Here is a 26,547-nt window from a genome sequence, read left to right on the forward strand (position 1 = left end):
TGAATCCACGACTTTGATACTTTAATTACAGAGTGCTGCAAGGATAATTCGGGTGTGCTAGAACAGCCACTTGTAATCACAGGCCGGCAGTATACAACAACATAACTGTTGAGTCGGTTTACAGATCATTAACGGCGGGTATTATTTTTTCCCGGATGTCCGGGAAAGGAAGTGGTTTTGAGCAAGAACTTCTTCGGAACGAAGGTATTCCTGCACCACAGGGGAGCAGTTCAGGTAAAACAGCAGCAGTTCTCTCTGGACATCCTGATCCTGAATGCGGGAAGCGAAGTGAATCAGATCGCGGATGGATTCGTCCCCATTGTTCTGAAAGGTTCTGCCGTAGCGCCCCTTCAGGATGCCAGTCAGTCTTTCCAGGTGGAATTCCCCGGTGTGGGTCATATGGGGAAGAATGCGAAAACCACCGTGGCTGAATTGAGCGCCAGGCCTGCGGTATTCACGGCCTTCCACGTCCGAACACCCGGAATGGGAGAATTCAGATCCCAATTTTCTCCATAGCTCTTTGAGCATGTTGAATTCCTGTCCCTTATACTGCTCCTGGACCTTGGCACCCGGCAGCAAACCAGCCATTCTGTCGGCAAACAGGCCACATTCACCGTTTTAGATGATATTACGTTCCGAGTCCAGAGCCGGATGCCTTGGGTCGGGAAATTTGCCAATTGGTCCACTAGAACCAGTGAATGGCAAACCTTTGACGTGAGTCCGAACAAAAAGGTTCCACGAATACGGTAAACTGTTGTTCTATCGTAATGTTTGAGTCAGTCATTTAGAGGAGATCGGGGTGCCCGAGGCAATCATCGATATAGTGGGGCGTAGGCCGGAAACCGTCACTTTGCTGATTTTGTTGGTGCTAGCGCTGTGCTGTCTGGTGTTTTCAATGGTTAAGGGGGGCCGTGCCAGATCCGCACTCCGGGAGCTTGAGTACACGCGGGCGATGGACGAACAGCGCCTCCATCAGCTTGAAGCTGCTCTCGAAAACGGCAAAACCGAGGCAGAGCAGGCGAGCCGGGACACCGAACATTGGCGACAGCGTGCGGCAACGCTGGAAAATCGGGTGGCCGGGCTGGAGTCCGAAAGTAAGGCGCGGCTGGATCGCATAGAACAACTCGAAACCGAGAGGAAGTCCCAGCAGCAGCGAGCCGATGAGCTCTCCCGCGAGCTTGGCGACGCCAGGGTTGCCCAGCGCGAGCAGGAAGTAACGCTGGACAAGGAGCGCCGTGCAACCACGGAGAAACTGGAGTTACTGGAACGAAATCGTGATGCGTTGAAACAGGAGTTCGAGAATCTTGCGAATCGTATTTTCGAGCAGAAGAGCGAGCGCTTCAGCCAGCAGACCCGCACCAGCATCGACACCCTGCTGAACCCATTCCGGGATCAACTCCAGGATTTCCGTAAACGGGTAGAGGATGTCTATACCACCGAAACTCGGGATCGACAGGCATTAAGGAGTGAGATCAAATCCCTGCAGGAACTGAACCGCCAGATCACCGAAGAAGCTTCCAACCTCACGAAGGCGCTTAAAGGAGACAAGAAAATCCAGGGCAACTGGGGCGAGCTGATTCTGGAGCGCGTCCTCGAGCGCTCCGGTTTGCGCAAGGGTATTGAGTATGAAACCCAGGGCAGCTACCGAGATGATGACAACCAGTTGCTGCGCCCCGATGTCATCGTTCATTTGCCGGACAGCCGAAACCTGGTGGTGGATTCGAAGGTGTCCCTGCTGGCCTACCAGCAGTGGGCAACGGAAGAGGATGAGACTGCCAGGGAAGAAGCCCTTCGCCAGCACGTTGAGGCGGTGCGTAATCATATTCGCGCCCTGAGCGAGAAAGATTACAGCCAGCTTCACGGCCTGCACTCTCCGGATTTCGTGTTTCTTTTCATGCCCATTGAACCGGCCTTTGTGGCTGCATTTCAGCAGGACGAGAACCTATTCGCAGAAGCGTTCGAGCGAAAGATTATTGTGGTTACACCGACGACATTGCTTGCGACCTTGCGAACCATTGAAAATATCTGGCGATACGAGCGTCAAAGCCAGAATGCGCGTAGGATTGCCGACCGTGCCAGTGCGGTGTACGACAAGCTTCGGGTTTTTGTAGAAGCGATGGAAAAGCTGGGCAGCCAGTTGCACACCGCGCAGGGAACCTATGATTCGGCGATGAATACGCTCACCCGTGGTCGCGGCAACCTTATCTCGCAAGCCAATCGCTTTGTGGAGTTGGGCGTTCGTGTTAAAAAAGAACTCCCGAAAGCGATTTTGGATCAAGCCGAAGTGGACGCCGATGGTGTGGATGACACCAGCGATCCGGTCGGGCCCACGGTGGACGAAGACGCCGCCCGGGATAATCAGCAGGAGTAAACAAGATGGTGAAGATAACCCGAGTCGGGCGTCGTTCAGTCAGTGGTTTTATGTTGGCATCCCTACTGATGGCCGGTCAGGTTAGTGCCCTTGAGCCTGAACACGAGACCCGTCGATTAATGCTTGCCACTGAAGAGGCCGTTTCCTCAGAGAGCTGGGGTGAAGCGGGTGAGTACCTGAACCGTCTCCAGCAACTGGAGGGGGAGAAACCGGCGAACTATTTCTATTTTCGCGGCCGCGTGATGCTGGAATCTGATCACTACAATGAGGCACAAGCAGCGTTGGAAAAGTACGTCAGTCTGGCGGGCAGAGAAGGCGAGCACTACACCGATGCGCTCAAACTGATAACCAATGTCGAAAAAGCCCGCCAGCAAGAGGGCGCAAGTGCCAAGAACAATGGCTCTATTGATCCGGAGCCAGTGGCCATTATCGAGCCTGCAAGCGAGCAGTCGCTGGGGAAACTCCGGGAACTCTATCTGGCGGATTCGAACGCCGACGCGCTGGTGATTCATGCCAATACGCTCCTGGACGTTGCTGGTTGGCGTGAAGATCAGAGGATCGTAAGGCTGGACCGTCCTGCCGATGTGTCGTACAGGATTGAGAGGCTGAACGACACTATCAGTATCCAGGAGTCCCGACGTGAGTCCGGTGGTCGTGTTGTCAAAACGACCGAGTCCATGGGCGTTTTCGGAGTCAATCCTCAGATTGAATGGAATTGCGAGAGTTCAACCGCCAGTTGCTGGATTTACGACCCACGAGATGGCTCGCGGTTGATGAAACTCAGCCCGGATCGCGAACGGGCCGAGGAAATTGCCCGCACCCTTGGCCGGCTGATTCGGACCATGCAGAGCCCCAGTCAATCCTGAAGCTGACCCCGTTCGCCTTCGCGGTAAGCACCGGGAGTGACTCCTGTCCACTTCTTGAAGGCGCGGTGAAACGTTGAGGGTTCGGTGAATCCGACCCGAAACGCAATGTCATTGATCGGCAGGTCTGGCCGGGACAGGTAATAGATGGCCATGTCCCGGCGTAGTAGGTCCTTGATCTCCTGGAAGGAGGTGTTTTCCTGCTTCAGCCGTCGGCGAAGAGTCTGGGGGCTGGTGTGAAGCTCTGTGGCAATCCATTCGAAGTCGGGCAGGGATCTCGCAAAATCCCGGCCAATCAGTGCGCGGATACGTCCGGTGAAGGTGTTGCTCTCGTCCGGGCGCGACAGCAGGTCGGCCGGTGAGGTTTTCAGGAACTGCCGCATTTCCGGCTTGTCGCGTATCACCGGAGCCTGCAGAAAACGCTTGTCGAACGTCAGGGCGGTTTCACTGGCTTCGAACGACAGTGGGCAATGGAAGATATGCCGGTATTCGTCGCCATGGGGCGGCCTGGGGTAACTGAATTCCGCCTTAAGCAGCTCCACCGGTTGCCCGATCAACCAACTGCCAAGACGATGCCAGATGACCAGTATGCTTTCCCGGAAAAAATGCATCGGGTCGTGGATATCCCCTTCGATCACCGTTACCAGCCGGGCAGTCCTGTCGTCCACTTCCAGTTTCATGGTGACCATGGGCTCGAACAGGCGGCAAAAATCAAACGCCTGGCGATAGACCGCCTCAAGATTGGGGCAGTCGATAACCAGCGCGCACATGGTGGCGAACGTGCCGGTGCGGCAGCGGCGTGGCCCCAACCCCATGAACTCATCGTCCATTGCGTTCCAGGCAGCCTGCATCAGCCGGCTGTACTGGGTGCTGCTCACCCGGGCCATTTCGATCTTCAGCAGGTCCGGTGAAATTCCGGCCTCGCGCAGCATTGTATGGGTATCAATCCCCGCTCTTTCGGCCCCAACCAATGCGGCTTCCACGAAGTGCCTGGAAACGGTGAGTTCCGACATATCATCCTTTATCCTTATTGAACGAAGCCCATCATAAAACCCCTTGGGTACAATGCAACCATCACTCTCGCGCCGCACTGGAAGAAATAGTCAATTGGAATGATGGAACCGGCAGTTGGCCCCGCGGGGAAAACAGGGCAGCATCAGGGTTGTCCAAAAATAGAGAAGGAGGTTTGCATGCCCGGCCCACTGAGCAACCTGAAGGTTCTGGATTTCAGTACATTGCTGCCAGGCCCCTACGCTACCATGCTGCTGGCGGATATGGGCGCGGATGTATTGCGGGTGGAGGCCCCTGGCCGCCTGGACCTGACCCGAGTGATGCCGCCGCTGGAAGATGGCGTCAGTACGTCCCACACCTTCCTCAATCGGGGTAAGCGATCCCTTGGGCTGGATTTGAAGCAAGAGGGCAGTGCCGACCTGGTCAAGCAGCTGGTGACAGAGTACGACGTGGTGGTTGAACAGTTTCGACCCGGCGTTATGGACCGGCTTGGGATTGGTTATGAAACCCTCAAGGCCATCAACCCCAATCTTATTTACTGCGCGATTACCGGTTACGGTCAGACTGGCCCCTACAAGGATCGGGCAGGGCATGATATCAACTACCTTTCACTGGCCGGAGTTTCCAGCCATTGCGGTCGCCGGGAAACCGGGCCACCACCGATGGGTATCCAGGTTGCCGATGTGGCAGGCGGCTCACACCATGCCGTTATGGGGATACTGGCGGCTGTGATTCACCGCCAGCAAACAGGAGAGGGGCAGTTTATCGATATCAGCATGACCGACGCCGCCTTTGCCCTCAATACGATGGCCGGTGCTGCAGCCTTGGCGGGAGGGCAGGAACAGAAGCCGGAAAGCTCCATGCTCAACGGCGGCACCTTCTACGACTACTACCAGACCAGCGACGGCCGATGGTTGTCTGTGGGTAGCCTGGAGCCCCAGTTTTCCGACCGGCTTTGTGATGCCCTGGGTATCCCCGACATGAAGAGCTTTGCCTTGAGCCAGAACCCTGAGCACCAGCAGGCCATCCGGGAGGCGTTGAAGTCCAACATTGCACAAAAAACGTTGGCACAATGGCAGGACGTATTTGCGAACGTTGATGCGTGCGTGGAGCCGGTGCTGACCATTACCGAGGCAGCCGAACATCCTCAGCTGAAAGCGCGCGGCATGGTTATTGATGTGGCAAAAGGGGCTGGGGGGACCCAAAAGCAGATTGGCCACCCGATAAAATTCAGTGCAACGCCCTGTGAGAGCCGTTATATCGGCCGGACACTGGGGGCCGACAACGGCGATTTCTGAGGCGTCCGGGTGGCGGCCAACTTCACATTATTGCGGCCATCGTGTTTCGCCGCATACAGTGCCTGATCGGCCCTGAGCAGGGTGTCGTCCGTGCTTTCTTCGCGGTGATACTCTGCCACGCCAATCGATACGGTTACCCGGAAATCATCCCCGATATCGGGAAACGTCAGGCGCTCTATGGTTTCCCGCACTCTTTCTGCCTTAATGCGCGCGCCTTCAAGGGGAGTCTGTGGGAGGACCAGCAGGAATTCTTCTCCCCCGTAACGGCCAAAACAGTCGATGGTTCTCAGCCCGTCTTTCACTGAGCGAGCGACGGCCTGCAGAATCATGTCCCCGGCCTGGTGCCCGTAGGTATCATTGACCTCTTTGAAGTGGTCAATGTCCATCAGGCAAATGGAGAATGAGCCCGGCATTCGGCTGTAGCGATTAGACTCCTCTGAGATGACCTCGAACAGCCGGCGGCGATTGTAGACGCCGGTCAAGGCATCCACGTTCACCAGTTCCCGAATCTGCTCCATGGCTTCACCCAGTTCCAGGTTGCGTTGCCGCAGCTTGCCCCGAAGGCTGCTGATGAAGCCGCCAATAATGGTAATTTCAGCCATAACAAGGGCGAAGGCCACCGTTTGCAGAATCTCTAGTTCACTGTTAACTACCTCTGGCCGGTACGCCCACAGGCCGAGATGTAGCAGGCCATACAATGCAAAAAACCATACCCCCACAACAATGAACTGGCGGGTTGTCAGCGCGAGGATGCCAAACAGCATGGGCACGACTGCGATCAGAAGGAAGATGGCCCGGGCCTGACCAGCCTCCAGAAAAGCCATTACCCAGATAGGGGGAAGCAGGGACACGATCATCTGTGCCGATGTCATGCTTGGATCATGGAACTTCAGGTTTCGACCGGTATGGATCAACCACCAGAAAGTGGCATTGATCAGTGAGGCGAATGCCAGAAATCCCACCGTTACGCCCAACGAAATCAGGCCCTGCACCCAGCAGTATACGACGATGCTGAACGTGACCATGTAGGACCCGAAAGACATTCCGAGTCGCCGTAGGCGAAGCTTCTGCTCCCGTTCGGTGTTTTGAGCCGGAGATCTGTTGGCCCCGGTATTGTCAGGTTGACTCATAGGCTACTTGTTGTTGGGAATCCGAAGGTCGCAAGCGACGTGAATCGCAATAGTGCCACGCTGTACAAACAGGATATGTGAAATGTTTCATAATGCCACCCAGCAAAGAAGTGAATCATAAATCAACCCTTAGCTAACGAGAGGTTTGTCTGCTAATTTGTGATAGTGAGTCATCTTTGGCTTACCCATAACAATCACAATGGACGAATCACTATGAAATCGCTTCGCAAACCTTTCAGGAGCGCAGACAAAAGCGCGTTGAAAGCGGCCGGGGTAGCGCTGGCCAGCAGCTTTCTGATTGCAGGATGTTTCGACGGAAGCAGTTCTTCTTCCGACTCCGATAGCTCGGTGAACGAACAGCTTTTCCCGGCGGACGGTACATTTGAGGCAACTATAAGGAGGACTACGAACGGAGTTCCGCACGTGAAAGCGGACAATCTCGCGTCTGCGGCGTTTGGTGCGGGCTACGCTCAAACTCAGGACAACGTATGCCTGCTTGCAGAGGCCATTGTCAAAGCCAGAAGTGAGCGTGCGAAATATTTTGGCCCTGGGCCGGACGACATTAACGTTATCAACGACTTCAGCTACAAAGCGCAGAAGATTCTCAGCGGGGCAGAAGAGGAATATCCCAATCTGAGTGCGGAAACCCGTGCCATGATTGAGGGCTTCGCGGCTGGTTATAATCAATACGTGAACGAAACCGCTCCAGGAGACTTGCCGAGCGAGTGTCGTGATCAACCCTGGGTGAAGGAAATTACTCCGGTAGACCTGTTCGCTCACTATCGCATCGTTGGCCAGTATGCCAGTGGCGCACTGTTTGCCACGGGAGCCGTATTTGTTGCTGTACCCAATGGCGAGTCGCCTCTGCCGACGCCGGTTGCAAGCGTAACTGGCACTGAGGGCAAAGAACAGGAGAGTGACCTGAAGCGTATGGTGGCGAACGCTCACACAGGCGCCTCAAGCCAGACCGATTTTCAGGACATCGGCCTTGGCAGTAATGCGTGGGGCATTGGCGGCGATATGTCGGAGCAGGGCAAGGGTGCTTTGCTGGCCAATCCACATTTCCCCTACACGGGACATCGTAGGCTTTACCAGGTTCAGTTGACCGTTCCTGGGTATCTGAACACCAACGGCGCAGGGTTGTTGGGGACGGCCATCCCATTGATCAACTTCAATGAGAATCTGGCCTGGTCTCATACTGTAACCACCAGTCGTCGGTTCACGCTTTACGAACTCACGCTCAAGGACGGTGACAACTTCACCTACATAAAGGATGGTGAGGAAAAACCGATCACCTCTGAGACCTATCAGATTGAGGTAAACACTGGAGGGCCGGCACCGTTGGTGCTGGAGAAAACCTTCTACTTCTCTGAGTATGGCCCGATGCTGGCAGCGGACGCTGTCACTGGCGGGGCTCTCCCGGCCTGGGGAGCCAACGGAACGGCATATACCTACCGCGATGCCAATGCCGGTACGGAAAAACTGCTGGATACCTGGTTGCAGATGAGCAGAGCATCCAACCTGGATGAGTTTCAGGCCGTCTTTGAAAACTGCGGAACAACGTTCTGGACCAACACCACCTATGCTGACGATCAGGGTAACGCCTATTACATTGACAGCAGTTCGGTGCCAAATCTCTCGGGTGCCGCGCTTGCGGTGGTGGACTTCAAGCGTTCGGTGAATGCCGGGTACAATCAGTTGTTCAACAATGGCTTGACCCTGCTGGATGGCAGTAAGTCCCGTGATGACTGGGTTGAAGGGGAGTGTGACGGTCTCGTACCGTTCGAGCAGCGTCCCCAGATGGTCCGTACGGATTGGGTTCAGAACTCCAATGACAGCTATTGGTCGACCAACCCGGATCAGTTCCTGACGGGCTTCTCGCCGCTCTTTGGCTCTGAGGAAACGCCGCTTAACCCGCGGACTCGCATCGGGATCTCAATGCTGAAGAATCCTATGGATGCCGGTTTTGCGGATCGAGCACCGGCGGGGCAGGATGGAAAGTTCGGGGCTATTGATCTCATCGAAGTGATCTACAACAACCGTACCTGGTACACGGATATGTTCCTGACAGAGCTCAGGTCTCGATGCACAACGATCGGAGCGACCCCCGTTAACTTGTCCGCCGGAGGTGGACGCACCGTCGATACGGCATGTGAGGTGCTGCAGAGCTGGGACGGTGTTTACAACACCGACAGTATCGGTGCTCATGTCTTCAGAGTGTTTATCGCCAATTACCGGGATGACTTCGGGACGGATCTGACTGTGCCGTTCGACGCAGCCGATCCTGTCGCGACACCGTCGACTCCCTCGGCAGCGAATGCTGGAACCGCTGACGATACGATGTTGATTGCGCTGGCGGATGGTCTGGAAGCGCTTGATTCTGTCAATATTGCCTACGACTCACCTCTGGGAGACGTTCAGTACTACCAGCCCACAGGTGGTGTTCCACCAGGCGGCGCACCAACAACTCTTGGTAACCCGTTTCCGTGGCATGGTGGGGATGGCTCCATTGACGGTGCGTTTAACGCGATTGGGGTGGTGACGAGCCCGGTAGCTGAAGACACCGTCTTTCCACGGATTGCTCCTAGCGTTATTTCCAATACCGCAGGGCTCTCTGACCAGTCTGGTGAGGGATGGCAGATGGCCAGAGGCACCAGTTGGCACTTCGGTCTTGAGTTTACAGAGCAGGGGCCAGTGGCCTATGGGCTGACAAGCTACTCACAGTCGTCTGATTCGGATTCGACCCACTTCAATGACCAAAGCCTGCGGTATTCTGAAGAGGACTATCGCCAGTTCTGGTTTGATGAGTCGGACATCGAAGCCAATCTCCTGACGAATGGTGAGATAACGATTTCTAATTGATACTGAGGTAGAGTAACGTTAATAACGCGGACACGCTGTATGTCCGCGTTATTACATCAAAGCAGTGAGTCGGCCTGCCCCTAGCTATGTTTCCTCTCCCACCTTTGAAGTACTCACTTGTTCCTGTCCAAGAACAGAAATGCCTTCTAACCGTGCTCTAATGTCCCTGTAAGGCGGAGCTATAGAGTGTTATTTGGGTGAGTTCTTTGGGGCACTACCTAGTAGATGTCGATCATGCTTTTGGGGAGGCGCTTACCTTAAAGCACAAACCCCCGCCAAGGTGGCGAGGGTTTGTGCTTACAATCTGCCCCTCAAGCACTTGCTTGAGGGTGTTCTGTCATATCAAAGTTGTGTATTTGTTAGTTTGGAGGGCATGCTCCACCCATGTAGAGGGCGACAGTGCCACCAACCATCTGTGCAAACACACTTGCGGGGTCTGCAGAAGTGGGGGTGCCGTGGTTGGCGCCATCGGCGTCGTATTCCACGAAGCAGTTCGCGTCAAACGGTGCGGACAGCGGGAAGCCACCTGCTAGAGGTGCGTTGAAGCTGTCAACGGTCACGTTAATGGTTTGAGTCGGTGAAACCTGGAGCGGCAGGTTGCCTTCGAGAGGTGGAACTCCCCAAAGCATTTCGTCCGCGCCGTTTGGAATAACCGTATCTCCAACGACCTGTGAAAGCAGTGTCGGCGTTCCTTTGTCTGCAAGATTGTCGACAAAATTGACGGGATCAACTGTGTCGTAGGCAGCCTGGAACACATTGAGGTAGGTTTCCAGGCCGGAATCGCCCTGTTCTAGACCGGCTGCCTGCTGGAGGCCAGCGAGTATACGTGGTGCAAACGAGGGCGAGTTTTCCAGCAGACGCACAACGCCACCACCGGGAGTCAGCAGACTGGCGGACTGAACATCGTTAATTGCTGATGGGATAGAGGAACTGCCGTCCGGCGCGGTGAACATGATGTCCGATACCTGGTTTTCGTTCACGCTGGCAACGAAAGGCGTTCCGGTAATTGTGCCGAGAGAGTGACCAGCAAAGTACACGGGAGTCGCAGCAGAGATAACGAGAGTGTTATCGGTACCAGGAAGTTCCAGTGCTGTACCGGGGTTCGGATCTGCCAGACTGGCACGAAGGTTCATCTGATCCATTACGCTTTGTCGGCTGTTATCCCGGCTAGTGAGGAAGCTGGTCAAGTTAATGAACAGACTGCCAGAGTCACCCATGCCAGCGTCATAGTCGATTGGTGTCGGAACGCTCGGCTGTGGCGCGTAGAGCCCGAAGTGGCGTTCATTGCCAATCTGCGGTGCCAGGCCTGGAATGGTGCTTCCCGCATTCGCGACAGTGTTTACCAGCGATTGAGCTGTTGCTGTGGACTCAGGCGTCGCTGTTCCTCCGGCGAGTGCGTCTGCGAGTGCCGAGACGTTGCCCGACACGGCCAGAGGAGCTAATGCTTCGGCCTCTGCTTCAGAGGCGCCGCCGGCTTGAAGAAGGGTGATTGCCAACCCGGTCTGTTCTTCGTCGGTGAATGCAGCTACGCCATGGAGTGGCTGATCAATCGCTATAACAGCATAGCCATTTGCGGCCAGCGCAGTGCCAAAGGTCAGCGCAGCGCTTCGGTCGGTCGTAATACCGTGTTGGTAAAGTACGGCCCCGTTTATGTTGCCATCAGAGGGATAGAGAGCCAGAACAGGAACGTCCACGCCACCAGTAACCGTTCTTTCCGGGAACGGGAAGATATAGTTCACTGCGGTTGATACGTCTGGATTGCCTTGTGCAAACAGAGGCTCATCACTCACGCCGGAGAACAGGTCGTTAATGCCACCAGCCAGAGCAGAGTCTGCCTTCCAGGAGTCTGTTACAACGCCGGGGGCGCTGTCTGCCAGGAAATATGGCAGATTAACGGTGCCCTGAGCGGCAAGAACGCCGTCAGAGCCGGGAATTGCACCTGCAACAGCGGAGACAAGCCCGACAGGGGAGACCGAACTCGGATCAATAGAGATGTCTCCACCGTTACGGTTTACCCCAGGTATTGGGGTTGGAAATATGTCAGCATTCAGGCCCACTAGCTGAGATGTAATAGCTACGCCGGTGCAGTCGAAAGCTGCCTGTCCGCTCGCCACTCCATTACAAGGTCCAGCAAACACGTCGGATAAAACATCCCGGAAGGTTTCAGTTTCGCTAACGGGAACATCCGGGAACGCACCCATTGCACCCTGTACTACGGGGGCGACTTCCGCATAACTTGAAGCTCCACCCTCTTGCGCGCTGGTAGCAGCAGCCACTTTTACGAAAGTTTTGAGCTGATCGGAAAACCAGGCTGCTGGTTCGGCAATGTATTGCAGCACTTTCTCATCATTGGATGTGGTAAAGCTGTAACTTAGAGCGATGTTTTCCTCTGCAATTCCAGCGGCTGCAGCGATTGGCTCCCAAAGTCCGTTGATAAGCGCTTTAACGGGTGCCAGAGCTGAGTTGCCGAGAGGCTGCTCCTCGTCCGACAGGCTTCCGTAGAAAGGAGATGGAACGATAGCGTCGCCATTCACGTCTTCAATGCCTGTGGTTACGACGGCCACGTAACGTTTGCGTGGGTTCAAAGGCTCCAATGGCAGGATGCGAATCGCAGAGTTGCCATCAAGTGTCACTACGTCGGCTCGATAGGCTGGCGTTGGCAGGCTGAGGGCAGCGCTTGGGGCAGGGGGTTCCTGGTTGCCCAGACCTTGCACAGGGTCGCCACTGGCATAGGTAAGCTCGATCAGGAAGACCGTCTCACCGGTGACGACGGTGTCGGCATCGATTCGGCCGTTAAAGGCAATCACCGCTGGCGCAACCGTTGAAGCACCGCTCAGCTCATTCAGAGCCGTTGTAACCGGTGGCTGACTATCAGGAACGCCAAAGGTACCGTCACCTTGGGCAGAGTCAAAGTTAAGGTCACTTGGAATAGGTAGGTTGCCGGCTAGTGGATCGAAGATCGGCCAGGTACGCCCTGTGAAGTCCGGGTTGTTGATCTTGTAGTCAGGATCCGCATTACTGGACCCGGAACCGGCGCTGTCAAAGCAGCCTGTCAGTCCAAGGGAAGAAGCCACGGCAAGACTTATTAGAGTTTTCTTGAACATGGGTGGAACCTTTTCCTGTTGTTGTGTCGTTATGTTCGGCAGCTGACGGGGCCGGTCTGGCCCGGTAAACCCGTTGTCAGTGGCCTGGTTTGCTTAGCTGTTGTCTGAAATTCTGGCCAGCGCTCTGTGCCTGATTTCTGTAACTCTGACTATAGCGGCAGTAAAGCAACAGTTGATCGCTCTAAAGTGTGATTCTGATCATTGGGAGCCTACCCGCACGGTCGGAGTTCGGCTTCATTGAAAAATAGTTGGCCCCGAGACTTTTGTCGAGTCTTTCGGGGCAGGGGTAGCCAGCCTAGCTGAAGCTTGAGAAATCCGGTTTCCGCTTTTCAGTGAAGGCCTTGATGGCTTCGGCATTTTCCGGTGACTTCAGGCGTTCTGCGAAGAGTTTGCCTTCGGCCAGCATGGCGGTTTTCAGCGCATCGCCGCTGGCCCGGTTCAGCAATTCACGGGTGGCACGGACGGCCGCCGGGGGCTGGGCTGCAAGCCGTGCGCAGGCTTCCAGAGCCGTGGTTTCAGTTTGTGACGGTTCGCACACCTGGTTGATCAGCCCCAGGCGCTGAGCATCTTCGGCTGTGAATGCGCCGCCCAGCATCAACAACTCCGCAGCGCGTACCCGGCCGAGCCAGGATGGCAGCAATAGGCTGGAGCCGCCTTCCGGGCACAGGCCTAGGTTGGCAAAAGGCATCTGGAAGCGGGTGTTGTTGCCGGCAAACACCAAATCGCAATGCAGCAGCATGGTGGTGCCGATGCCCACGGCGGGGCCATTCACTGAGGCTACGATCGGTTTGTTGGTGGTGGCCATCAGGAACAGGAACCGGCCTACAGGGGTGTCTTCAAACTCGCCGGGCAGGCCCGCGGCAAAATCGCTCAAGTCGTTCCCGGCTGTGAAGCACTCATCGCTCCCGGTGTACAGAATACAGCGAATGTCGCTGTCGTCGCGGGCCTGTTCAATCGCATCACCGAGGGCGGTGTACATATCATGGGTGAGGGCGTTTTTGCGATCCAGGCGGTTAATCCTGACGGTTAGGATATGGTTCTTTTTTTCAGTTAGGACGAGGTCGGTCACGATGTCTCCTGCTGTTTTTATATCGAAGATACCAGCAATGTTACATTTTTTCGTGGCCGTTTAGGCAAGTTTGTCGTTAAAAACCTTCGCGCCGGGTTTGGTCCCTCGGTTTTGGATTTTCTGGTAAACTTCGCGCTTCCTTTATTAGACACGTTTAAAACCCCTACTAGACAAACCAGACCTGATGAGACGCCTATGACCACCGTAATCCGCCAGGACGACCTGATCGAGAGCGTAGCGGACGCGCTGCAGTTCATCTCCTATTACCATCCGAAAGACTTTATTCAGGCTGTACACGAGGCCTATAAGAAGGAAGAGTCCCAGGCGGCCAAGGATGCCATGGCACAGATTCTGATTAACTCCCGCATGTGCGCTCAGGGCAAGCGGCCACTGTGCCAGGACACTGGCATCGTTACGGTGTTTGTGACGGTCGGTATGGATGTGCAATGGGATGCCGACATGGCGCTGGACGATATTATCAATGAGGGCGTTCGCCGGGCTTACATGCACCCGGACAACGTGCTGCGTGCCTCTATCTTGGCCGATCCGGACGGCAAGCGCACCAATACCAAGGACAACACACCTGCCATCATCCACTACAAGATTGTGCCGGGTAATACCGTGGATGTGCATGTGGCTGCGAAAGGCGGCGGTTCCGAGGCCAAGTCAAAATTCGCCATGCTGAACCCATCGGATTCCGTGGTGGACTGGGTGCTGAAAATGGTGCCGCAGATGGGCGCTGGCTGGTGTCCGCCGGGCATGTTGGGTATTGGCGTAGGCGGCACTGCTGAAAAAGCAATGGAGCTGGCCAAGGAGTCGCTGCTGGACCCGATTGATATCCATGACCTGCAGGCCCGTGGTGCCTCCAACCGTTCCGAGGAGCTGCGTCTGGAACTGTTCGACAAGGTGAATGAGCTGGGTATTGGTGCCCAGGGTCTCGGTGGCTTGACCACGGTTCTGGATGTGAAGGTCAAAGACTACCCGACCCATGCTGCCAACAAGCCGGTGGCGATCATTCCCAACTGCGCGGCCACCCGTCACGCACACTTCGTTCTGGACGGCTCCGGCCCTTCATTGCAAACCCCGCCGAGCCTGGACGACTGGCCGGAAATCACCTGGGAAGTGGGTGACAGCGTTCGCCGCGTGAACCTGGATACGGTCACACCGGAAGACGTGAAAGACTGGAAGCCGGGCGAAACCGTGTTGCTCTCCGGCAAGATGCTGACTGGCCGCGATGCTGCCCACAAGAAGATGGTGGACATGATCGAGCGCGGTGAGGAACTGCCGGTGGACCTGAAAGGCCGCTTCATCTATTACGTCGGCCCGGTCGACCCGGTGCGCGAGGAAGTGGTTGGTCCCGCGGGCCCCACCACCGCCACCCGCATGGACAAGTTCACCCGTACCATGCTTGAGAAAACCGGCCTTACCGGCATGATCGGCAAGGCTGAGCGCGGCCAGGTGGCCATTGATGCCATCCGCGAGTTCGGTGCTGTCTATCTGATGGCCGTTGGTGGTTCTGCCTATCTGGTGTCCAAGGCCATCAAACACGCGGAAGTGGTTGCCTTCGAAGAGCTGGGGATGGAAGCCATCTACGAATTTGAGGTGGAAGACATGCCGGTGACGGTCGCGGTGGATTCCAAGGGCTCCTCTGTTCACCAGACCGGCCCTGCCGAATGGCACGAGAAGATCATCACCGCCAAGGCGGTGTGATCCTCACGAGAACTCAGGAAGAACAACTGATACTCAGGTGCTTCCCCCAGTCCGGGGGAGGCGCTGAGTATTGTTCGAACCCCGGCTGTTCATCGAACGGCTTCTTCAAGACCTCCAGTAACTCCTTCATAGGCTCGTAGTCGCCGTTCTGGGCTTCCAGGATCACCTGCTGCGCAAGATAGTTCCTTAGAATGTACTTAGGGTTCACCTTCCGCATCTGGTATTCCCGCTCGTCATGGGCGCGGGTTTCGGATTGCAGGCGCTGTTCATACCGCCCGAGCCATTCATCCGCCACACTGCGGTCCACAAACAGGTCGCGGACCGGTGATGAGCCTTTCGATGTGAGGTTGGATAGCCCCCGGAAAAACAGCGTGTAGTCCACATGGTGCTCGTGCAGCATGCTGAAGGTGTCCATTATCAGGCTGAGGTCGGATTCGTCTTCCTGGGCCAGCCCCAGCTTATCCCGCATGTTTTGCAGGAAGCGTTCGTTGTAGGCAAGCTCGTAACGCCGCAGCCCCCGTCTTACGTCGTCCTCGTTCATGATCGGAAGCAGCGCGTTCGCAAGATACTGGCAGTTCACAAACCCGACATTGGGTTGGCGATTGTACGCGTAGCGTCCGCCCTGGTCGGTATGATTGCAGATGTAACCGGCGTCGAAATCGTCCAGGAAGGCATAGGGGCCGTAGTCAAAGGTGTCCCCGATAATCGACATATTGTCGCTGTTCATCACCCCATGGCAGAACCCCACGGCCTGCCAGTCGGCAATCATCCGCGCCGTGCGCTCGACCACCTCGACATACCAGCGTTGATAGCGTTCGTCCTCCGGGAGGTCGATCAGGTGAGGGAAGTGCAGCGCAATCACATGCTCAATCAGCGTTTTCAGGGCCTGTTTGCCCTCATGATGCGCTGCGAACTCAAAATGCCCGAATCGGATGTGCGTCTGGGCCACTCGCACCAACGCCGCCGCCGTCTCAATCGACTCACGCCGCACCGGGTCTTTCGCGCTCACCATGAACAATGCCCGAGTGGTGGGAATTCCCAGCGCTGCCATCGCCTCGCTGCACAGGTACTCGCGGATCGTGGAGCGCAGAACGGCCTTGCCGTCCCCGAACCGGGAATAGGGCGTCATTCCTGCTCCCTTCAGGTGCCAGTCCCAGTGTCGGCCATCAGGGCCCACCGTCTCCCATAACAGTAGCCCACGGCCGTCGCCCAGGTCCGGGTTATACATTCCGAACTGGTGCCCGGTGTATTTCATCGCCACCGGGTCCATGCCTTCCAGCAATTCCGTCCCGGCACCAATGCCGGTCCAGTCCTCGGGGTTCTGCGTGTGAAAACCCATCTCCCCGGCCAGGTCGTGGTTAAAACACACCATCCGGGCATCCCTCAACGGCGTGGGCGGCACCCGGGTGTAAAAACTGTCCGGAAGCTCAAGATAACGATGTTCGACTTTAAACGGGTTGCTGCTCATAGCGTCAGTGTCCCAGATAACTCCAATCTCCCACAAACCAAATAACCACTGCCTATACTCCAATTGGTACAAAACCTGCAAAACTCAAAACAAACCAACAGGGAAGCCGTCAACCGTGTCCTCACCCGAATTGACCAATACCATCCGTACATTGATCAAGCAGGAATCCCTCCCCGATTCCTACGCCGACACCGTCAAAAAGACCATCCTACCCCTGGCCCAGCACCTGCACAGCCTCAAACAGGCCCGAAACGAGCCCATCGTCATTGGCATCCACGGCGCCCAGGGTACTGGAAAATCCACGCTGACCCTGTTTCTCCGGGAACTGCTGACCAATCATTATCGAATCCCCACGGCCAGTTTTTCCCTCGACGACCTCTATCTCACCCGTGCAGAGCGGGAGCAGCGAGCAAACGAAATCCACCCGCTGTTCATTACCCGGGGCGTTCCCGGCACCCACGACCTGGCATTGGGGCAGCACGTTGTTGACCAACTGAAAGCCGCCCACCGGGACACGGAAACCGCCATTCCAGCGTTTGATAAGTCCCGGGATGACCGTTACCCGAAAGCACAGTGGCCTGTTTTCAAGGGCAGGGCCGACATCATCCTGGTGGAGGGCTGGTGCGTGGGAGCCGTTCCAGCGGGTGGCGAAGAGGAATTGATGGAGCCAGTCAACGAACTGGAGCGGTCCGAGGACCCTGAAGGCCTGTGGCGTCGAAACGTCAATAGCTGCCTGAAAGGGGAGTATGGCCGGTTTTTCAGCCAGCTCGACAGCTTGATCATGCTGCGTGCTCCCTCCATGGAGTGCGTGCTGACATGGCGCACCCTACAGGAGCAGAAGTTAAGGGAGCGTTCTCGGGCTGCACCAAAAGAGAGCGCGTCTGATCAAAAGGCCGGGAATGAGTTACGCATCATGAGCAATGAGGAAATTGCCCGATTCATCATGCACTACGAACGGATCACCCGCGCCAGCCTGCAAGAAATGCCCGCCCGCGCCGATTGCGTGATCAATGTCGGTGAAGACCACAGTTTCGGTGAACCGCTGATTCGTCAGCGCCAATAGAGGACATTGCCATGGCCAAACCCAGACTGCTCCTGTTTTCCGACCTGGACGGCACACTTCTGGACCACGACAGTTACGACTGGTCGCCCGCGAAGCCAGCGCTTGAGCGGCTGGCGGCGGCAGACATCCCGGTGGTGCTCAATTCCAGTAAAACCGCAGGAGAGATACAGGCCGTGCGGGAGCAACTGGGAAACACGGCGCCTTTCATTGTTGAAAATGGCGCTGCCGTTATTGTCCCCGCGAACTGTTTTGGACCGGGCCCTGAGCAAGTGCAGAGTTTTGGGGCATCCCGGGATGAGGTGTTAACCCTGCTGAAGGAATGTCGGGCTGAGGGTTTTCAGTTCCGCAGTTTTGCGGATATGAGCCCGGCGGAGCTGGCCGGGCACGCCAACCTCTCTGAATCCGAAGCCGAATTGGCGAAAGACCGCGCCGGCACAGAGCCATTGCTGTGGGAAGGAGACGAGGATTCGCTGGCCAGATTTCGCGAGAAATTGGATGAACACGACTGCCGCCTGGTGCAAGGCGGGCGCTTTCTCCATGCCATGGGCACTTTTGATAAAGCTGATGGGGTCCGTTTTTTGCTGGGTAAATACAGGGAACACTTTGAGCAGGACCGGCTGATTGCCATTGCACTGGGCGACAGTCCCAACGACCAACACATGCTGGAGGAAGCCGATATCGCGGTTATCGTTCGGGGCGTCCACTCAGAGAGCGTATCCCTGCCATCCCAGAGCCGGGCAATACGGTCCATTAAGGCCGGTCCGGCGGGGTGGAACGAATGCGTGCTGAATCTTCTGATTGAGTACGGTTACTGAAACCGGGTACTAACCACAGGAGAGCCGCCATGGGCGACTTTTACCAGAACGGCATCATCACAACCCTTCATAACCTGTGCCGACGGCCGGTGGAAGAGCTGGAGCGGGAACTTATGGGGTTCCGCAAAGAGCGACCGATGTCGCTGGTGCTGCCATCCCTGTACTCAGAGCTTGAAGGCCCGGCCCTTAAGAACATTGTGAAAGAGCTCGCCAAAGTGCCGTACCTCGAGCAGATCGTCATCGGCCTTGATCGCGCCAACGAGGAGGAATATCGTCACGCTCTGGCGTATTTCTCCGAACTGCCCCAGCATGTGCGTGTGCTCTGGAACGACGGCCCCCGGCTGAAAGCGCTGGATTTGCAACTGCGCGAGCAGAACCTGGCACCCACAGAAATGGGTAAGGGGAGGAACGTCTGGTATTGCTTTGGTTACGTGCTTGCCTCCGGCAAGAGCAAATCGGTTGCCCTCCACGACTGCGACATCTTGACCTATTCCCGTGACCTGGTGGCAAGGCTGATCTACCCGGTGGCCAATCCCGGTTTCAATTACATGTTCTGCAAAGGCTACTACGCCCGGGTAGCGGATGGCGCAATGAACGGCCGTGTTAGCCGGTTGCTGGTCACACCCCTGATTCGGGCGCTGAAGAAAGTGTGCGGCCCCAGCGACTTCCTGGACTATCTCGACAGCTACCGGTATCCGCTGGCGGGGGAATTCTCGTTCCGGACCGACGTCATTAACGACCTGCGCATACCCAGCGACTGGGGGCTGGAAGTGGGCGTGCTCTCTGAGATGAAGCGCAACTACGCCACCAACCGCCTTTGCCAGGTGGACATTGCTGATACCTACGATCATAAGCATCAGGAGTTATCGCCGGAGGATGCCAGCCGCGGCCTGTCCAAAATGAGCACTGATATCAGCAAGGCCCTGTTCCGCAAGCTGGCCACTAATGGCGAAATCTTCTCCAATGAAAAGTTTCGCACCATCAAGGCGGCTTACTTCCGCATTGCCCTGGACTTTGTTGAAACCTACCAGAGTGACGCGGTGATCAACGGACTGAGCTTTGACCGGCACAAGGAAGAGAAAGCGGTGGAGTTGTTTGCCCAGAATGTCATGCGGGCAGGGGCTTACTTTCTGGACAATCCCATGGACACACCGTTTATTCCGAGCTGGAATCGCGTCACCAGTGCCATTCCGGATATCAAGCAACAGCTTCTCGAGGCCGTAGAGCTGGACAACGAGGAGTATCGGTAGCATGAGCAATACCCTGCATCACAAGCTCGCCACGATGCTGGATGTGGTTTACCCGGAAGCGGATACGGGCGTCCTCGCGGATCAGCTGCTCGAAACCATGGGGCTGGCGTGGGATACGTCGGCGCCCCCGGCCCACCAGAATAACTGGGACGAATCCGATGTCATGCTGATCACCTACGCGGACACCGTCCAGCGCAAGGGTGAGAAGCCACTTCAGACCCTGAACCGGTTTCTCGGCGACTGCCTGAATGACACCGTGTCCGCCGTGCATATCCTGCCGTTTTTCCCCTACAGCTCGGACGACGGTTTTTCCGTTATGGATTATCTGGCGGTCAATGAATCCCATGGCGACTGGGCGGACATCGAGCGGATAGCTGACGACTACAGACTGATGGCGGACCTGGTGATCAACCACATGTCGGCCCGCAGCAGGTGGTTCGAGAATTTCCGGAAACGGATCGATCCTGGCAAGGATTACTTCTTCGAGGCCAGGCCAACAGACGACCTGAGCGCGGTGGTCCGGCCCCGCACATCCCCGTTGCTTAACGCTGTACAGACAGAGGATGGCGAGCGTTACGTCTGGTGCACCTTCAGTGAAGACCAGGTGGACCTGAATTTTGCAAACCCCCAGGTGCTGAACGAATTTGTGGGCATCATCCGCTACTATCTCGAGCGGGGCGTGATCATTTTCCGGCTCGACGCGGTGGCTTTTCTATGGAAAGAGGTGGGTACGCCGTCCATCCATCTGCAGCAAACCCACGAACTGATCAAGATTCTGCGCCTGTTGATTGAACACCACACCCCCGAGAGCGTTGTCATTACGGAAACCAACGTTCCCAACCGCGAGAATCTGACCTACTTCGGCAACGCCAACGAAGCCCACGTGATCTACAACTTTTCGTTGCCGCCGCTGCTGATCAACACTCTGGTCACTGGCAACTGCCGCCACCTGAAAACCTGGCTGATGAGCATGCCGCCGGCGCAGATGGGCACCACCTATCTCAACTTCATTGCCTCCCATGATGGCGTGGGCCTGCGCCCAACAGACGGCCTGTTGACGGAAGAAGAAAAGCTGCGACTGATCAACACCATGGAATCTTTCGGCGGTAAAGTCTCCTATCGGCGTACGCCAGATGGCAAGGATCAGCCCTATGAAATGAACGTGGCGTTGTTTGATGCCTTAAAGGGAACAGCGGAGAGAGGCTCTGACCATTGGCAGTTGCACCGCTTTATCTGCGCTCATACCGTTATGCTGGCCCTGGAAGGGATTCCTGCGTTCTACATCCACAGCCTGCTGGGCACTGAGAACGACCATGAGCGGGTTAAGAACACCGGTCGCCTGCGTTCCATCAACCGCGGGCAGTGGAACCTGGACACTTTGGAAGCTGAGCTGGCGGACCCGCTGAGCCATCATCACAACGTGTTCACCGAGCTCAAGCGCCTGATTGCCATTCGCCGCAAGCAGCCCGCCTTCCACCCCAATGCTACCCAGTTCACCCTCCATCTCGGTTTGCAGCTGTTCGGCTTCTGGCGCCAGAGCATGCGCCGTGACCAGTCGATCTTCTGCATTCACAACATCACCGATGAGGTCCAGCAGGTGTCCCTTGGCGACATTAACCTGATAGGAACCGACCAATGGCAGGACCTGATCTCTGGCCTGAAGATTGACGACCTGTCTGGCAGCCTGACTCTCAAGCCCTATCAAAGTGTGTGGTTGTCGAACCGGGAATGATGGCAGAATGCGCGGATGCCATCGACAGCCCAGCCCCGCATTCTATTATTGTCCGCCTACGACGCCGGCAGCCATCAACGCTGGCGTGAACAACTGGTGGCCAGCCAGCCCGATTTCGATTGGGAGGTGCTGGCGCTCCCGCCCCGCTTTTTTCGCTGGCGGATTCGCGGCAATGCACTGACCTGGCTACAGGAGCCGGCGCTAAAGGCCCACTATGATCTCCTGGTGGTGACCTCCATGGTGGATCTGGCGTCCCTGAAGGGATTCCATCCTCATCTGGCGCGTACGCCTACGATTCTCTACATGCATGAGAACCAGTTTGCCTACCCGGATTCCGGCCGGCAGCATTCCAGTGCCGAGCCCAAAATCGTCAATCTCTACAGCGCCGTTGCCGCGGATAAAGTGCTGTTCAACAGCGCGTGGAACCGGGACAGCTTTCTGGATGGCGCCCGACGTTTCCTGGAAATGATGCCGGACGGGCTCCCCGATGGCCTGCTGGAGGGTATCGGCAGGAAATCCCAGGTCGTTCCCGTGCCGATCGAAGACCGCCTGTTTGTTGAAAGAGAGAAGCCGATCAACGCACAGTGCCCCCATCTCCTATGGAATCACCGCTGGGAATACGACAAGGCGCCAGACCGGTTGTCTCTGTTGCTGGATTCGCTTGCCGACGCCGGTCAGGACTTCCGGTTGAGTGTGGTAGGGGAGCAGTTTCGCAATGAGCCCGAGGCATTCGGTGGTATACGTGAGCGACACCGGGAGCGCATAGTGAACTGGGGATACCTGCAGAGCAGGGCGGATTACGACCGGTTGCTGGGCGAAGCTGATGTGGCTATCTCCACCGCTCTTCATGATTTCCAGGGGCTGTCGGTATTGGAGGCGATGGCATCTGGCTGCCTGGCATTGGCGCCGGACCGGCTGGCCTACCCGGAATATGTACCAGCGGCGCAACGCTATGCCAGTCACGTGGATAATCCAGCGGCGGAGGCTGACGCCGCAGCCGGTCTACTAAGCCGCTTAATACATCAACCACCGGAGATTTGTAGACCCGGAGATTGGCGGCTCAGTGAACTGCAAATGAAATATTACAAAGTGATCAGTGCAACCCTGGGCCAGCAGACGGTATCCTGAGCCTGACCCAAAACACGGAGTAAGCGCAGATGATGAGAGCCATCAAAGTCAGTGGCGACACACTGAGCTGGGAAGCGTATGAAGCGCCTTCCGAGGTGCCCGAAAATCATGTGGCTATTGATATTGCGTGGACCGCCATCAACCGTGCGGATCTGATGCAGAAAGCCGGTGTGTATCCGCCACCGCCCGGGGCGTCGGACATCCTGGGCCTCGAAGTCAGCGGGACTATTTCCAGGGTGGGAGAGGGTGTTCATAACCTCAAACCCGGTGATGAAGTCTGCGCACTGCTTACGGGCGGTGGTTATGCCACCCATGTGGTGGTGCCTGCGGTTCAGGTGTTGCCCGTTCCAAAGGGTTACAGCCTGAAAGAGGCAGCGGCCATTCCTGAAGTGTTTGCGACCGCCTGGCTGAATCTCTATCACGAAGCTGCACTCAAGCCTGGTGAGAAAGTGCTGGTCCACGCAGCGGCCAGTGGCCTTGGTACGGCCGTGATTCAATTGGCAACGGCTCTCGGCAATCCGGTGTTTGCCACGGCCGGCGACAACGACAAACTCGAGATCTGCAGAAGGCTGGGCGCCAGCGGTGTCTGGAATCGCAAGGACGGTTCGTTCGTCGATGCCATCAAATCCTGGGGCGGGGTGGACATGGTGCTGGACCCCGTTGGCGGAAACTACATCGCCGAAGACCAGAAAGTATTGAATATGGATGGCCGAATCATACTCATTGGCCTGATGGGCGGTCGTATGGCGGAAGTCGATCTGGGGTTGATGTTGATGAAACGCCATCGCCTGATCGGTTCAACCCTTCGGTCCCGGCCCGTGGCGGACAAGGGTGACGTCATGAGTGCCCTGTATAAGCATGTCTGGCCACTGCTCAGTGCCCGGCAGATTGATCCGGTGATTGATAGTGCCTGGCCTATCGAGAAGGCGGGGGAAGCCATGGCCTATGTGGCGGAGAATCGAAACATCGGGAAAGTCTTGTTGCAGGTTGCCGGGTAAACCTCCTTCCCTGGAGGTTTTCCGGATCAATCGGCGATGTGTACCAACTGCTTGCCGAAGTTTTTCCCTTTCAGCATACCCTTGAAGGCTTCCGGTGCGTTTTCCAGGCCTTCCGCGATGGTCTCACGGTATTTGAGTTCGCCAGAAGCAACACGGTCCGCCAGGATATTGGTGATTTCCTGATGTTTGTCCTGCCACTCTGTGACCAGGAAGAAGCGGTGGTCCGGCACCGGGTCCAGCGCCTTGAGTACGTGGAAAGGTGTTTCCACTGCCCCCATATCCTCGGCATTGTAAGCGGACACGAAGCCGCAGATAGGTACCCGAGCGCCAGGGTTGAGTAACGGCGCCACGGCACGGGTCACGGCACCGCCCACGTTTTCGAAGTAGATGTCGATGCCGTCGGGGCAGGCGGCCTTGAGGTCGGCTTCGAGATTGCCGGCCTTATAATCCACGCAGGCATCAAAACCCAACTCTTCCACCACATACCGGCATTTCTCCGGGCCTCCGGCCACGCCGACGGTACGGCAACCTTCTTTCCTGGCAGTTTGACCAACCACCGTGCCCACCGGGCCAGACGCGGCGGACACTACAACGGTCTCACCGGATGTCGGCTTGCCCACGTACATCAGGCCGCAATAGCCGGTGCGTCCGGGCATCCCGGCAACGCCAAGGTAGGCCTGCAGGGGCACGTTGTCCTTCGGTTCAATCTTGTAGACCATCTCCGCATTGGCAGGGAACACTACATACTCCTGCCAGCCCGAGTAACAGGTCACCAGGTCACCCACTTTGAGGTTGTCTGACCGGGACTCGACGATCCGTGCGACGCTTTCGCCAACGATGACCTCATCAAGGCCAATAGGATCCATGTAGCCCTTGGCATCGTTCATGCGGGGGCGCATGTAAGGGTCCAGCGACAGCCATAGCACTTTGGCCAGGACCTCACCTTCTTTCAGTTCGCGGACTGGCCGCTCTTCAAGGGCCAGGTCACCCTCCTGAATTTCGCCCTGCGGGCGCTGCTTGAGAATCACCGCTCGATTGGTATGGTTGGTCACAAATCATCTCCGGTTGCATAATGAAACCAGATTAGGGTGCAGCAGATTCGTTTTGAGGTCAACATCCCGGCTTTGCGAAGCCGGGGTTACATTCTCCTGCCTGATCGTTATAATCACCCAAGCTCAGGACGAGCTGTTTGTTGAACGACGCCAATTTCAGACATCTTCAGGGACCGAAGACATGCCCCAGGCAACCGGACTGCAGTTCACGGCCACCCTTGGCCAACTCCCCAAAGACCTGTTCGTGGTCGCCCGTTTCGAGCTGACCGAGTACCTTTCCAGGCTCTGCTATTGCAAGCTGGAACTGGCCAGTACCTCGCCCGACATCGCCCCCGAAGACGTGCTGGAACAGCCCGTGGAACTGGTGATGTGGCAGGACGGAGTACCGCTGCGGCGCTTTACCGGCGTGATCAACGAATTCGTCCGGGGCGACTCCGGCCATCGCCGCACCCGTTACGACGTCATCGTCCAGCCCCCCCTGTGGCGCCTCGACCTGATGCACAACAGCCGCATCTTCCAGACCCAGGCCACCGACGCCATCGTGCGCACCCTGCTGGAAGAGCGGGGCCTTATCGACACCGTCTTTGATCTCAAGCGCACCCCCGAGGAACGGGAATACTGCGTCCAGCACCGGGAAAGCGACCTGGCCTTTGTCGAACGGCTGGCCGCTGAAGAAGGCTGGCACTACCGCTATTACCACGGCGATGTGGAAGGCAACGACCAACCGGCCCTCATCATCGCCGACCACCACGGCGACGCCCCCCGGCTCGAGCCGGTGGCATACAACGCCAAGGCTGGCGGCAGCACCCGCCAGAGTACCGTCTTCCAGTTCCGCTACCGGGAACGGGTGAAAGCCGCCTCCGTGGCCATGAAGGACTACACCTTCAAGAATCCCGCCTACGCCCTGATGCACGAACATCAGGCCGACAAACTGGACGGCCAGCGGGAAGACTACCAGCACTACGACTACCCCGGCCGCTTCAAGCAGGACGCCAGTGGCCAGCCCTTTACCGAAAGCCGTCTCGATGCCCTCAGGAACGACGCCGCCATCGCCGATGGCCAGAGCAACCGCCCCGACTTCACCGTAGGTGCCAAAGTCGAACTCACCGACCACGACAACCCACGCCTGAACCGGGAATGGCTGTTCACCAGCATCACCCACACCGGAGAACAACCCCAGGCCCTGGAAGAGGATGGCAACAACGGCGCCACCACCTACCACAACGCCTTCAACGCCATCCCCGCGGACCGCACCTGGCGGCCCCAGGTCGAGCATCGCCCGTTGATGGACGGCCCCCAGGTTGCCATTGTCACCGGCCCCAAAGGCGAAGAGATCCACTGCGACGAACACGGACGCGTCAAAGTCCGATTCCCGTGGGACCGTTACAGTAAAAACGACGAACACAGCAGCGCCTGGCTCAGAGTCAGCCAGGGCTGGGCCGGTGGCCAGTATGGCTTCATGGCGCTGCCGAGAATCGGCAACGAAGTCATCGTCAGCTTCCTGGACGGCGACCCGGACCAGCCGATCATTACCGGAAGAACCTACCACGCCACCAACACGCCGCCGTACGCGCTGCCGGAGCACAAGACCCGCACCACCCTCAAAACCCAGACCCACAAGGG

At 56.9% G+C, this 26,547-nt stretch carries 19 protein-coding genes; 12 read left to right on the forward strand and 7 right to left on the reverse strand.

What is annotated here, in order from left to right; all coding sequences use genetic code 11:
- Positions 1-141: 141 nt before the first annotated feature.
- Positions 142-528 (reverse strand): hypothetical protein, encoded by a 387-nt coding sequence (locus tag ACTRWH_RS16790; RefSeq protein ID WP_228210821.1) that lies wholly within the window; start codon positions 526-528, stop codon positions 142-144.
- A gap of 367 nt (positions 529-895) precedes the next feature.
- Here ACTRWH_RS16790 and ACTRWH_RS16795 point away from each other — a divergent pair, with 367 nt between their 5' ends.
- Together ACTRWH_RS16795 and ACTRWH_RS16800 are read left to right on the forward strand one after the other, a co-directional pair.
- Positions 896-2,371 carry a DNA recombination protein RmuC gene (locus ACTRWH_RS16795; protein WP_228210907.1) on the forward strand — a complete coding sequence of 492 codons (1,476 nt, stop codon included), beginning with the start codon at positions 896-898 and terminating at the stop codon, positions 2,369-2,371.
- Between the two features lie 5 nt (positions 2,372-2,376).
- Positions 2,377-3,237, forward strand: coding sequence for a hypothetical protein (locus ACTRWH_RS16800; RefSeq protein ID WP_075195574.1), 861 nt, complete (start codon positions 2,377-2,379; stop codon positions 3,235-3,237).
- Here ACTRWH_RS16800 and ACTRWH_RS16805 read toward each other — a convergent pair.
- Positions 3,228-4,247: an AraC family transcriptional regulator gene (locus tag ACTRWH_RS16805; RefSeq protein WP_075195573.1), complete on the reverse strand. Its 1,020-nt coding sequence runs from the start codon at positions 4,245-4,247 to the stop codon at positions 3,228-3,230. The genes ACTRWH_RS16800 and ACTRWH_RS16805 overlap by 10 nt on opposite strands.
- Before the next feature lie 177 nt (positions 4,248-4,424).
- Here ACTRWH_RS16805 and ACTRWH_RS16810 point away from each other — a divergent pair, with 177 nt between their 5' ends.
- Entirely contained in the window at positions 4,425-5,543 is a 1,119-nt protein-coding gene (locus ACTRWH_RS16810) for a CaiB/BaiF CoA transferase family protein (RefSeq protein ID WP_126810391.1), read from the forward strand.
- Here the strand turns inward: ACTRWH_RS16810 and ACTRWH_RS16815 are convergent.
- Positions 5,501-6,586 (reverse strand): GGDEF domain-containing protein, encoded by a 1,086-nt coding sequence (locus ACTRWH_RS16815; RefSeq protein WP_228210822.1) that lies wholly within the window; start codon positions 6,584-6,586, stop codon positions 5,501-5,503. The genes ACTRWH_RS16810 and ACTRWH_RS16815 overlap by 43 nt on opposite strands.
- A 300-nt stretch (positions 6,587-6,886) precedes the next feature.
- Between ACTRWH_RS16815 and ACTRWH_RS16820 the strand changes: the two genes are divergently transcribed.
- Positions 6,887-9,535 carry a penicillin acylase family protein gene (locus ACTRWH_RS16820; protein ID WP_228210823.1) on the forward strand — a complete coding sequence of 883 codons (2,649 nt, stop codon included), beginning with the start codon at positions 6,887-6,889 and terminating at the stop codon, positions 9,533-9,535.
- Positions 9,536-9,894: 359 nt separating this feature from the next.
- Here ACTRWH_RS16820 and ACTRWH_RS16825 read toward each other — a convergent pair whose 3' ends face one another.
- Together ACTRWH_RS16825 and ACTRWH_RS16830 are read right to left on the reverse strand one after the other, a co-directional pair.
- Positions 9,895-12,639 carry a hypothetical protein gene (locus ACTRWH_RS16825; protein ID WP_228210824.1) on the reverse strand — a complete coding sequence of 915 codons (2,745 nt, stop codon included), beginning with the start codon at positions 12,637-12,639 and terminating at the stop codon, positions 9,895-9,897.
- A 295-nt stretch (positions 12,640-12,934) separates the two neighbouring features.
- A complete protein-coding gene (locus ACTRWH_RS16830) occupies positions 12,935-13,708 on the reverse strand; it encodes an enoyl-CoA hydratase (protein ID WP_151981813.1) in 774 nt (257 codons plus the stop codon).
- A 195-nt stretch (positions 13,709-13,903) separates the two neighbouring features.
- Here ACTRWH_RS16830 and ACTRWH_RS16835 point away from each other — a divergent pair, with 195 nt between their 5' ends.
- Positions 13,904-15,418, forward strand: coding sequence for a fumarate hydratase (locus ACTRWH_RS16835; RefSeq protein WP_036206052.1), 1,515 nt, complete (start codon positions 13,904-13,906; stop codon positions 15,416-15,418).
- Positions 15,419-15,431: 13 nt separating this feature from the next.
- On the opposite strand, the gene ACTRWH_RS16840 is transcribed toward ACTRWH_RS16835, so the two are convergent.
- A complete protein-coding gene (locus tag ACTRWH_RS16840; RefSeq protein ID WP_228210825.1) occupies positions 15,432-16,886 on the reverse strand; it encodes a protein adenylyltransferase SelO in 1,455 nt (484 codons plus the stop codon).
- Positions 16,887-17,001: 115 nt separating this feature from the next.
- Between ACTRWH_RS16840 and ACTRWH_RS16845 the strand changes: the two genes are divergently transcribed.
- The 6 genes from ACTRWH_RS16845 to ACTRWH_RS16870 are packed head-to-tail and all read left to right on the forward strand — an operon-like array spanning position 17,002 to position 23,872.
- Positions 17,002-17,949, forward strand: coding sequence for a hypothetical protein (locus ACTRWH_RS16845; protein ID WP_228210826.1), 948 nt, complete (start codon positions 17,002-17,004; stop codon positions 17,947-17,949).
- A gap of 11 nt (positions 17,950-17,960) precedes the next feature.
- Positions 17,961-18,764 carry an HAD-IIB family hydrolase gene (locus ACTRWH_RS16850; RefSeq protein WP_091644491.1) on the forward strand — a complete coding sequence of 268 codons (804 nt, stop codon included), beginning with the start codon at positions 17,961-17,963 and terminating at the stop codon, positions 18,762-18,764.
- 29 nt (positions 18,765-18,793) lie between these two features.
- On the forward strand, positions 18,794-20,014 hold the full coding sequence (locus ACTRWH_RS16855) for a glycosyltransferase family protein (protein WP_036206058.1): 1,221 nt from the start codon (positions 18,794-18,796) through the stop codon (positions 20,012-20,014).
- A 1-nt stretch (position 20,015) separates the two neighbouring features.
- Positions 20,016-21,746, forward strand: a complete 1,731-nt coding sequence (locus ACTRWH_RS16860; RefSeq protein WP_228210827.1) for a sugar phosphorylase — start codon at positions 20,016-20,018, stop codon at positions 21,744-21,746.
- 15 nt (positions 21,747-21,761) lie between these two features.
- A complete protein-coding gene (locus tag ACTRWH_RS16865) occupies positions 21,762-22,874 on the forward strand; it encodes a tRNA-queuosine alpha-mannosyltransferase domain-containing protein (RefSeq protein ID WP_228210828.1) in 1,113 nt (370 codons plus the stop codon).
- A gap of 32 nt (positions 22,875-22,906) precedes the next feature.
- Positions 22,907-23,872, forward strand: a complete 966-nt coding sequence (locus ACTRWH_RS16870) for an NAD(P)H-quinone oxidoreductase (RefSeq protein WP_036206891.1) — start codon at positions 22,907-22,909, stop codon at positions 23,870-23,872.
- Positions 23,873-23,898: 26 nt separating this feature from the next.
- Here ACTRWH_RS16870 and ACTRWH_RS16875 read toward each other — a convergent pair whose 3' ends face one another.
- Complete coding sequence (locus tag ACTRWH_RS16875) at positions 23,899-24,924, reverse strand: NADP-dependent oxidoreductase (protein WP_228210829.1); 1,026 nt, start codon at positions 24,922-24,924, stop codon at positions 23,899-23,901.
- A gap of 181 nt (positions 24,925-25,105) precedes the next feature.
- Between ACTRWH_RS16875 and tssI the strand changes: the two genes are divergently transcribed.
- Positions 25,106-26,547 (forward strand): type VI secretion system tip protein TssI/VgrG (gene tssI / locus ACTRWH_RS16880; protein WP_462826660.1); only part of this gene is annotated, 1,442 nt, incomplete at its 3' end.

Source organism: Marinobacter sp. G5_S1_61_S3, from assembly GCF_054968585.1.